This is a genomic window from Spiroplasma sp. ChiS (assembly GCF_002968355.1).
Classification (GTDB): Bacteria; Bacillota_I; Bacilli_A; order Mycoplasmatales; family Mycoplasmataceae; genus Spiroplasma; species Spiroplasma citri.
Genome location: NZ_PUUH01000235.1, coordinates 1 through 9,947 on the forward strand (window position 1 = coordinate 1; position 9,947 = coordinate 9,947).

At 26.1% G+C, this 9,947-nt stretch carries 13 protein-coding genes and 1 pseudogene; 8 read left to right on the top strand and 6 right to left on the bottom strand.

The window, feature by feature from the left end; genetic code table 4:
* Positions 1–301 precede the first annotated feature (301 nt).
* From C6B38_RS06095 to C6B38_RS06120, 6 genes are all read right to left on the bottom strand, one after another.
* Positions 302–553 (bottom strand): hypothetical protein, encoded by a 252-nt coding sequence (locus C6B38_RS06095; RefSeq protein ID WP_105298994.1) that lies wholly within the window; start codon positions 551–553, stop codon positions 302–304.
* Positions 522–701 carry a hypothetical protein gene (locus C6B38_RS06100; RefSeq protein ID WP_105298995.1) on the bottom strand — a complete coding sequence of 60 codons (180 nt, stop codon included), beginning with the start codon at positions 699–701 and terminating at the stop codon, positions 522–524. The genes C6B38_RS06095 and C6B38_RS06100 overlap by 32 nt, the downstream gene beginning before the upstream one ends.
* Before the next feature lie 108 nt (positions 702–809).
* Positions 810–1,121, bottom strand: coding sequence for a hypothetical protein (locus C6B38_RS06105; protein ID WP_105298996.1), 312 nt, complete (start codon positions 1,119–1,121; stop codon positions 810–812).
* Positions 1,112–1,420, bottom strand: coding sequence for a hypothetical protein (locus C6B38_RS06110; protein ID WP_105298997.1), 309 nt, complete (start codon positions 1,418–1,420; stop codon positions 1,112–1,114). Before C6B38_RS06110 ends, C6B38_RS06105 begins: the two co-directional genes overlap by 10 nt.
* Before the next feature lie 41 nt (positions 1,421–1,461).
* Entirely contained in the window at positions 1,462–1,644 is a 183-nt protein-coding gene (locus tag C6B38_RS06115) for a hypothetical protein (RefSeq protein WP_105298998.1), read from the bottom strand.
* Positions 1,644–2,003 (bottom strand): hypothetical protein, encoded by a 360-nt coding sequence (locus C6B38_RS06120; protein ID WP_105298999.1) that lies wholly within the window; start codon positions 2,001–2,003, stop codon positions 1,644–1,646. The genes C6B38_RS06115 and C6B38_RS06120 overlap by 1 nt, the downstream gene beginning before the upstream one ends.
* A 228-nt stretch (positions 2,004–2,231) precedes the next feature.
* On the opposite strand from C6B38_RS06120, the gene C6B38_RS06125 reads away from it, so the two are divergent.
* The 8 genes and pseudogenes from C6B38_RS06125 to C6B38_RS11365 all read left to right on the top strand — a co-directional run bounded on the left by C6B38_RS06125 (position 2,232) and on the right by C6B38_RS11365 (position 9,203).
* Positions 2,232–3,224, top strand: coding sequence for an IS30 family transposase (locus C6B38_RS06125; RefSeq protein ID WP_105299000.1), 993 nt, complete (start codon positions 2,232–2,234; stop codon positions 3,222–3,224).
* A 219-nt stretch (positions 3,225–3,443) separates the two neighbouring features.
* Positions 3,444–4,277: a DNA-formamidopyrimidine glycosylase gene (gene mutM / locus C6B38_RS06130; protein WP_105299001.1), complete on the top strand. Its 834-nt coding sequence runs from the start codon at positions 3,444–3,446 to the stop codon at positions 4,275–4,277.
* Between the two features lie 338 nt (positions 4,278–4,615).
* Complete coding sequence (gene fba, locus C6B38_RS06135) at positions 4,616–5,506, top strand: class II fructose-1,6-bisphosphate aldolase (RefSeq protein WP_105299002.1); 891 nt, start codon at positions 4,616–4,618, stop codon at positions 5,504–5,506.
* A gap of 177 nt (positions 5,507–5,683) precedes the next feature.
* Positions 5,684–6,337: pseudogene (budA, locus tag C6B38_RS06140) on the top strand (acetolactate decarboxylase).
* Between the two features lie 205 nt (positions 6,338–6,542).
* Positions 6,543–6,860, top strand: coding sequence for a cation-transporting P-type ATPase (locus C6B38_RS11350; protein ID WP_233485598.1), 318 nt, complete (start codon positions 6,543–6,545; stop codon positions 6,858–6,860).
* Between the two features lie 30 nt (positions 6,861–6,890).
* On the top strand, positions 6,891–8,126 hold the full coding sequence (locus C6B38_RS11355) for an HAD-IC family P-type ATPase (RefSeq protein WP_233485599.1): 1,236 nt from the start codon (positions 6,891–6,893) through the stop codon (positions 8,124–8,126).
* On the top strand, positions 8,086–8,781 hold the full coding sequence (locus tag C6B38_RS11360) for an HAD-IC family P-type ATPase (RefSeq protein ID WP_233485600.1): 696 nt from the start codon (positions 8,086–8,088) through the stop codon (positions 8,779–8,781). Before C6B38_RS11355 ends, C6B38_RS11360 begins: the two co-directional genes overlap by 41 nt.
* 23 nt (positions 8,782–8,804) lie before the next feature.
* The gene (locus C6B38_RS11365; RefSeq protein WP_233485601.1) at positions 8,805–9,203 is read left to right on the top strand and encodes a hypothetical protein; all 399 of its coding nucleotides are present in this window, start codon (positions 8,805–8,807) and stop codon (positions 9,201–9,203) included.
* Positions 9,204–9,947: the final 744 nt, after the last annotated feature.

Sequence of the window (9,947 nt, forward strand, 5' to 3'; positions counted from 1 at the left end):
TTATAAAAAATATTATAAAAATTTTTGGTTCAAAACTGTTATTAATATTCTTATTTCTATTAAATCCTACTAAAAATAACCAAATGAAGTGTGCCTTAGCTAAGATATATAATCGATTATAATAAATATTAAAATCCTTTAACCATAACACGGAAAAAGTTTAAAATTTTAATAATACAAAATATAGCAAATGGAATTAATATAATTCACGCTTCACCTAAGAAAACCATTATTAAATCCTACTAAAAATAACCAAATGAAGTGTGCCTTAGCTAAGATATATAATCGATTATAATAAATATTAAAATCCTTTAACCATAACACGGAAAAAGTTTAAAATTTTAATAATACAAAATATAGCAAATGGAATTAATATAATTCACGCTTCACCTAAGAAAACCATTATCTCAGGTAAAATATTTGTTATACCTTCTTTAACTTTTCATAATGCACTAGATAAACCAGTTCAAATACCAGTCATACCCTTAGTCATAGTTTTAGGTGTAGGTTCTGTTAAAAAATTAAACGCTGTTGTTAAATACATACCTAACATTATTTATTACTCTCCTTTGTTTCAATTTCTTTTTTTCTTTTTTCTTTCCTCGAATTTGTTTAATTTTTTGATAAATTGATAAACCAATTCAAGCAAAAATCCCTAATATAATAACAACACTAAATATTGTCGTTAATCAAGTTGGCATATTACATCTCCTCTCTAAAAACTAAAAAATTGAAATTTGCAAACTCGCTCCGCTCGTTGTCGCTTCGCTCCATTAAAAACACTATTGAATAAATTATCCGCTAATAAATTACGCGGAATAATTTATTCTTTTACTTTTTAATTTCAATATCTTTTGCAATCTTATTAACAGTAAAAACCAAATATACAAAATGTATGTGGTTTCTACATCTTTATTAATTAAATAATTAGTATAATGATTAATTACTTTTTTATCATATGCTTTTTGACCTGTTTTAGGATCTAAGACTGGCACTATTAATTTAGATATTTGCTCACCATTACTTTCTAATTCTTTACGATTAAATGGCATTAATTTATTTAAATAATCAATATGATCTTGATAAATACTATCAGGATTAGTACTTGTAATTAATATCATTTTTTATAATCACGAACTGCTTGCATAATTGCTTCTTTTTCTGCTTTACTAAATTCATTTGCTTCTTCTAATCAAATAATACATAAATCAGCACCATTTGCTCGTGCTGTTCCTTTACCTAATACTTGCGATGAATTACTTTTTCTTGCTCCTTGTAATTTAATAAAACTACCATTAGGAAATAATCAAGTAGGTTTATTAAACCTAGCATTATATTGATAATGACCACCTTTTCATTTTTTAGTAGGATTAAGAATTAAACCTATTTTATCTAATGCATCTTGAATATCTTGTTGCATTTCAGCAGTATCAGCACTATTTAATCTAAAACCATATATTGCTATTTTTTATCTTTATTTGCCAACACACCACAACTTAATAATGCTATTAATTCATCAATAGAATAAGTTTTACCTGCTTTACGACTACCTGCTAAATTAATCTCATCTGCTATATACTCTGTATTATTTAATAAACTAATTACTATCTTATTAAGATAGCTATATTCATATAACATTGCCATTATATATCTCTTCCTTTATCTATATTAATCACTAAAGGGGCATAATTTATTTCAGTTTCATTTTCACGACCATAATAATGGGCATATACTGATACACCCCCCTTAGTTTTATTTAAGAGATATAATTTTATATCATTTTCTAATATTCTTATTTTCATTTTAAGTTCATTAAATGCTAATAAATTAGTGTCTTTTAAGGTATTATATTCATCTTCTTCTAAATTACAAAAGATTAATAAGGTTTCTTTTGTGGCAAGTTTAATATTATTTTCTTTACAATATTCATCAAATTTTGTTAATTTTTGCTTTATTTTTGTTAAATTTGCCATTATTCATCACTTTTTATCTACTTTTGCCATCTTTTTTACCTCTTTTTGTCATCACCATTCTACAAAAAAATATAAAAAAGTAAAATAAAAAAGACTTTTGCAAGTCTTTATTTTTAGTAATTTTTAAACAAGCGATTAAGGGTTGATTAATCCTACTTGTATTAAATTACATCACCATCCTAACATCTTTTAATAAAATGTCAACAAAATTGTAAATTTTATGATAAAAATATTTTCAGAAAGGGTTGATTAAATCTTATGAAAAAGAAAAAATATAAACATTTTATTCTTGATGAAAGATATAAGTTAAAAGAATATTTAACATCAGAAACATTTAAAAAGAAAAATGGTACATCTAATTATTCTAAAATAGCAAAAGTAATGAATAAAAGTCCTAATACAATTAGATTAGAGGCTCAAAGACTTGGTGAAGAATATAATCCTGAAAAAGCAAATGATGATTATAAAAAGAAAAGAAAAAAATCTATTAAATATACTATAATTTCAACAAAAGTTGTAAATTATGTAAGAAAAATTTTAAGTAAAAAAAGTTATTCACTAAGATTAATTATTTATGAATATGAAAAAAAGTATAATGAAAAGTTTCCATTTTCACATATGACACTTTATAAATATATTGAATATAAAGTTTTTAATGATGAAAATATTGAAATTAAGAAAAAATTACCATTTAAAGGTAAAAAATATAAAACAAAAAAGAGAAAAGATGATTGTGGTCAATTAACTAATATTAGATTTATTGAAGAAGCAGAACATGAAAAGGGAACTTTTGGTTGATTTCAAATGGATTGTATTGTTGGAAAAGAACATCAGTCTGCTTGTTTAACTTTTACCGAAGAAAAAAGTTTATATACGATTTGTTTTAAATTAAATCAACATAATTCAGAAGAGGTTAATAAAGCTCTTAAAAGTATTATTAGAAATAAACTTTATAAAGTAAATATAAAAGGAATTATTACAGATCAAGGTAAAGAATTTAGTAAATGAAAAGAGATAGAGAAAATTGCTAATGCTAATGTTTATTTTTGTGATGCTGGAACTCCGACACAAAAAGCAAAAGTTGAAAGAATAAATAGAGATATTAGAGAGTATTTACCTAAGGGAACTGATTTTAATACTGTTACTCAAAAAGAAATTAATAAAGTTATGAAAATTATTAATGAAAAGCCGCGACCGAGTTTAGGTTGATTATCCTCCAAAGAGGTATTTTTACAAAATATTAATATTTAATTTTTTTAAATATAAATTATATATTTGTAGCAAACTTTTCTTTTTGTCGTGCTTAAATATTAACTCATATTTAAAAAAGTTATTTTTTTTTGAAAAAATATTGCATTTTTTGATAAAAGGTATATTATCAAATTAATAAGGGTTGATTTACCTAATTGCATCTTTACAATACAGATATAAAAATAAAATTAAATTATTAATTAAGAAAGAAGGAACAATATGCCAGAATTACCAGAAGTTGAAACGGTTCGTCGTATTTTAACAAAACATGTTGTTGGAAAAACAATTACTGATTGTCAAATTTTTTGAAATAAAATAATAAAATATCCTCTTGATTCAAAGGAATTTATAAAAGAGATTGTTAAACAAAAAATTAATCGAATTGATCGAATGGGAAAATATTTATTATTTATATTGGATGATTATGTTTTAATTAGTCACTTACGAATGGAAGGCAAATATTATTTTACATCAAAAGATGAACCTGGCGAATGACAACATATTATGGTTTTATTTGAACTTGATCATCAATTTCAATTGCGCTATCATGATACAAGGAAATTTGGAACAATGCATTTATATAGTAAAAATGATTATTTACAACAAGCACCATTGAATAAGTTAGGATATGAACCATTTGATGAAAAGATTACAGTTTCATATTTGAAGAATGCTTTACAAAATAAATCGCAGCCAATTAAAACAACATTATTGGAACAAAATGTTATTGTTGGAATTGGGAATATTTATGCCAATGAAATTTTATTTGCCTCTAAAATTCATCCTGGTGAAAGAACAAAAAATTTAGTTGATCAAGATTATCAAAATATTATTAAGAATACAAAACTAGTTTTGCAAAAAGCTATTGATGAAGGAGGGACAACAATTGCAACTTACCATCCTGAACCAGGGATGGATGGTAAATTTTTACAACAATTAAAAGTACATGGGCGAAATAAAATGGAATGCCTTAATTGCCATCAATTAATTGATAAAATTTTTATTAATGGACGTGGAACTTATTTTTGTAATTATTGCCAAAAATTAAAATAAAAAGGCATCTCTTGAGTAGAAATGCCCTTTAGAAAAAAATATGAAAAAACTATTTACTAACGGATACCTATCTTTGGGTATTACCTTTTAGGAGGCCCATCCATCAGGTAATGATAAACTCTGTTTGTTTACTATATGTTGCCATATAGTACTTTATTTATAACACGGGATTTTTAAAAAAGGGAACAAGAATTCTAAAAATTCTTTTTTTTCTTTCTTTTTGGTAAATTTTGGTAAATTAGACAAATATTAATAAATTCCTTTGTTTTATACTATTTTTTAAAATAAAAAGTTTATAATATTAACGTAATATTTTATATTAGAAGGGAAAAAGAATTATGGGACAAAAATATCATGCTAGATTAGTTAATGCTAGTGAACTAATTAAAAAAGCACATCAAAATAAATATGCTGTTGGTCATTTTAATATTAATAACCTAGAATGAACAAAAGCTTTATTAGAAGCTGCACAAGCAACAAAAACACCAATTATTTTAGGAGCTTCAGAAGGAGCAATTAAATATATGGGAGGTTATAATTTAGTTGTTGCAATGGTTAATGCGTTATTAGACTCATTAGACATTACGGTTACAGCAGCATTACATTTAGATCATGGTCAATCAGTAGAAAGTTGTAAAATGGCAATTGATGCTGGTTTTTCCTCAGTAATGTATGATGGTAGTCACCATCCATTTGCTGAAAATTTAAAAAATACAAAAGAAGTAGTAGCATATGCAAAAATAAATGCTGTATCAGTTGAAGCTGAAATTGGCACAATTGGTGGAGAAGAAGATGGTGTAGTTGGTGCTGGTGAAATTGGTGATCCAAAAGAAGCTGCAGAAATGGTAGCAACAGGAATTGATTTCCTTGCTGCAGGAATTGGAAATATTCATGGTCCTTATCCAACAGGATGACCAGGTTTAAATTTTCAAGCTTTAGAAGATATTCAAGCTGCTGCAAAAATTGGAATGGTTTTACACGGTGGTAGTGGAATTCAACAAGAACAAGTTAAAAAGGCGATTTCATTAGGAATTAGTAAAATAAATGTTAATACTGAATTACAAATTGCTTTTGCTGTTGCCACAAGAAAATATATTGAAGAGGGAAAAGACAAACCAGAAAATGGAAAAGGGTTTGACCCACGAAAATTATTAAAACCTGGATATGAAGCAATTAAAACAACATTTGATGAATTAACATCATGATTTGGATGCAAAGGTAAGGCATAAAAAACATTTCAAGAATGAAATGTTTTTTTCTTTAACTTTATGTTTAAATAATGTTAATAAACAATTTAAATATAAAGTTTATTATAAGAAGGAGTTTTATTAGTTATGGTTCAAAAATTTAGTAATGTTTATCAATTTTCAACAATAACAAGTTTAGTCGCTGGAAATTTTGATGGTATGATTAAGTTTGAAGCGTTATTAAAGCAAGGTAATTTTGGATTAGGAACTTTTGACCATTTGGATGGTGAATTAATTGTTCTAGATGGTGAGGGGTATCAATTAAAATCAGATGGAACAGTTAATAAAGTTACGGCGAATATGACGAGTCCATTTGCTGTTATGGCATTTTTTGAATAACATCAAAAAATTAATATCTCACAACCAACTAGTTATGAAGAAATTTAAAAAATTATTGTTGAAAATTTACCAAGTTTAAATTTATTTTATGGGATTAAAATTAATGGTTTATTTTCAGAAATAAAAACAAGAACTGTTTCGTGACAAGAAAAACCATATCCAACCTTAGTAAAAGCATCAGAACAGCAAGGAATTCTTAATGTTAAAAATACTAATGGTGATATTTTTGGTTTTTGAACCCCATATTTTGCCAATACATTGGGAGTTAATGGTTTCCATTGTCATTTTATTAATATTGAAAAAAATACTGGGGGTCATGTTTTTGATTTCCAATTAGATTGAGGTATTGTTGAGATATGCTATTTTTCAAAAATTAACTTAGAATTACCCACGAATAAAGAATATTTGGAAAAAAATTTACGGGCTTTTGAATTACAAAAGGAAATTGAATTAGCAGAAAATGCTAAAAAATAGAATTATCTTAAATCTTAAAGTTCTTAATTAAGAACTTTAAGATTTTTTATTTAAAATTATATTTTAATAATTTATATTTTTAAAATAAATTTAGTAATTTAAGCATTTATATTATAAAATTAATACGTAAAGTAAATTAAAAACTATGAAATTAAATTTTTAAATAATAAATAATAAATATAGAAAGTGAGGACATTATAAAAAGATGTGATTTAATAAATCATATAAAGAATTAGAACAAGAATTTAGAAGCAATTTAAATGTTGGATTATCTTCAAAACAGACTAAAGAAAGACTAATTAAAAATGGAAAAAATGAATTAACAAAACCTAAAAACAAACATTGAATTTTAATTTTTTTAGTTTCATTATTAGATCCATTATCTCTTATTTTAATTATTGCAGGAGTTACTTCGGTTATTATTGAAAAAGTTGTTAATAATCGAATTTATGTGATAGATTTCATTGTGATTCTATGTATTTGTTTTATTAAATGCCTTCATTCAAACACTTGAACAAATTAAAGCAAGGAAATCACTTGATTCTTTAAAAAAATGACAATTCCAGTAACGATCGTTAAACGAGATGGTGCAATTTTTGAAATCCCAGTCGATGAATTAGTCATTGGGGATATTGTTATTTTAGAAGCAGGAAAATATATTCCAGCGGATATTCGCATTTTAGAAGCAAATAATTTATTAATTGATGAAGCAGCCTTAACTGGTGAATCAGTTCCTGTTGAAAAAAATAGTGAAATAATTTTAAAAGAAAAATTAGTGTTAGCAGAACAGACTAATATGGTTTTTATGTCAAATTTTATTACAAATGGTCGAACAGTTGGAATTATTGTTGCAAATGCTGTTGATAGTGAAATTGGCAAAATTGCTGCTTATATTGTTAAAACAAAACAAGAAAAAACACCATTGCAGTTACGCTTAACAAAATTAACAAAAGTTGTCAGTATTTTTGCAATTTTATTAGCAATTTTTGTTTTTGTTTTCTTTTTATTAACTGATGAAAATAGTTGACCAATTAATTTGATGACAGCGGTTACAATTGCAATTGCTGTTATCCCGGAGTTTTTAATTGTCATTGTGTCAGTTATTTTATCATTATCAGTAAAGCGAATGACAAAAGTTAATGTTATTGTTAAAAAGTTAGATGCAGTTGAAACATTAGGCTCAGTTAATGTTATTTGTTCAGATAAAAAAGGAACTTTGACGCAAAATAAAATGACCGTTAAAGAGATTATTTTCAATAATGAAATTTTTAAAGAAAATGATTTTAATTATCAACAAAATAATAAGGCAGCTTTTCATTTTATTAATTGTCTAACTTTATGTAATGATGCTATTAATCAAAAAAAAGAACGAATTGGTGATCCAACCGAAATTACTTTAATTGATTTTACAAGAAGATTTACAATTAGTGAAATAGAATATCGTGAAAAATATCTTCGTGTTTTAGAAGTTCCCTTTGATTCTGACCGAAAATTAATGTCAACTGTTAATCATGTTGATAAGCAAGAATTTGTTTATACAAAAGGTGCTCTTGACCAATTATTAATGCAGTGTAATTGAATTTATTTAAATAATGAAATTGTCCCATTAACTGAAGCAATGAAGGAAGAAATTCAAGAAGAAGCATTAGATTTATCAAGTCAAGCATTACGCGTTTTAGCCTTTGCTTTTAAGAAAAAAGATCAGCAAGAAATTGAGACTAATTTAAATTTTCTTAGGTGCGGTTGGCATGATTGACCCACCCCGTCCAGAGGATGTTGAAGCGGTTAGAAAGGCGCATGAAGTAGGGAATAGAGTAATTATGATTACTGGAGATCATAAAGCAACTGCTTTAGCTATTGATAAAGAATTGTGATTAGCAGTTTCAGAAGCAAATGTTTTATCTGGTCATCAAATTGACAAAATGGATAATCATAAATTACAAGAAAAACTGCGTGATATATCAGTTTTTGTACGAGTTAATCCTGATCACAAAACAAGAATTGTTGAGTGTTTGCAATCAATGAACTATGTTGTTTCAATGACAGGTGATGGGGTTAATGATGCTCCAAGTTTAAGTAAAGCTGACATTGGTATTGCAATGGGAATAACAGGAACAGATGTTTCAAAAGAAGCTGCAAATATTATTTTACAAGATGATAATTTTTCAACAATTATTCGCGGTGTTGAAGAGGGACGAAATGTGTATCATAAAATTAAACGTGTGATTGCTTTTGTTTGTATTGCACAATTAGCAAATGTGTTAGCCTTTATTATTATTTCGGTTATAACTAAAATTAAACCATTTGATTCTGTTAACATTTTATGATTTAACTTAGTTATTGAAACATTAATGTCAATTTCAATCGGGTTAGGAAATAATGATAATGGATTAATGTTGGAAAAACCACGAAGTAAGAAAGAAACTTTTTTACCAATAGTTTAGTTACAATTCTATATTTAGCTTTTGTGACAGCTGCTACTGTAATTGGTACATTTTTCATTGGTAAAAATATTTTCCACAATATTGAAGATGCTAAAATTGCGACAATTTTAGTGATGGTTTGTTCACCAGTAATTTTTGCTTTTGCAATTCAATTACCAAATTATCGAATTAAAACACAGTATAATGTGGCTCCAACTAATTATTATTTATTAGGTGCTTCATTAATTGCCTTAATATTAAATTTCTTGATGGTATATACGCTGGGCTTAAACTTAATTTTTTTAACAACAACGAAAGAGTATAAATTTGATACATCACCACTGTTATCTTGGCAAATGACGGTAGTATCATTAGGAATGATGGTGATTCCATTATTAATGTTATTAGGATATGATGCATTTCGTAAATTAATTAGACGGTAAAACAATAAAAATTGAAAATTATTTTATTAAGTTTGTTCAAGAAAAGATGTAGAATAAAGGATGAAATAGGACAAAACAACTCTTGTTAAAGGGTTGTTTTTTATTTAAAAAACAACTTTACAAATTAAATATATTGGTTCTACAAGTGTTTAATTTTATACAATTACATATTTTTTAGGGAAGGTTCCCCAGCAAGGCATTTCGCCGGCACGAAACCATTAGAGCTGTTAACTTGTTTTTTTGCGATTTTGTAAATTAATGATTTTGATTAAGATAGACGTGTAGTGGTGCATTAATAACTATTAATTAACAAGAAAAAATAAAATCGTGTGCGTAGAAGTTTGTTCTTTTAAGAACTGGGCAAGGATTTCTTAATTAATCTACTAGTGGGGACTTGATGAGGAGGTACTTAATACTACAAACAACTACAAATTGTAGAACATTGTAGTTAATATACCAACAATTACCAAAATTAATAATAAGGAGGTAAAGATGAAAAAGTTAAATAAAAAAATTATCAACAAAATAAATGAATTAATGCTTAGAAGTTATCTAGTTTCAAAAGATGAAATTACTGATGAACATTGAGCATTAAATACTAAAAAGAATTAGGAGGAGTTAAATTATGGAAAAAAGATATTTATTAATAACAAATAGTTCATTTACTGGAATAGATACTGAATTATTTTATACATTAGAAGAAGCAAAATATACTGCTAAAAATAAAAGTTGTTCTCAAACAAC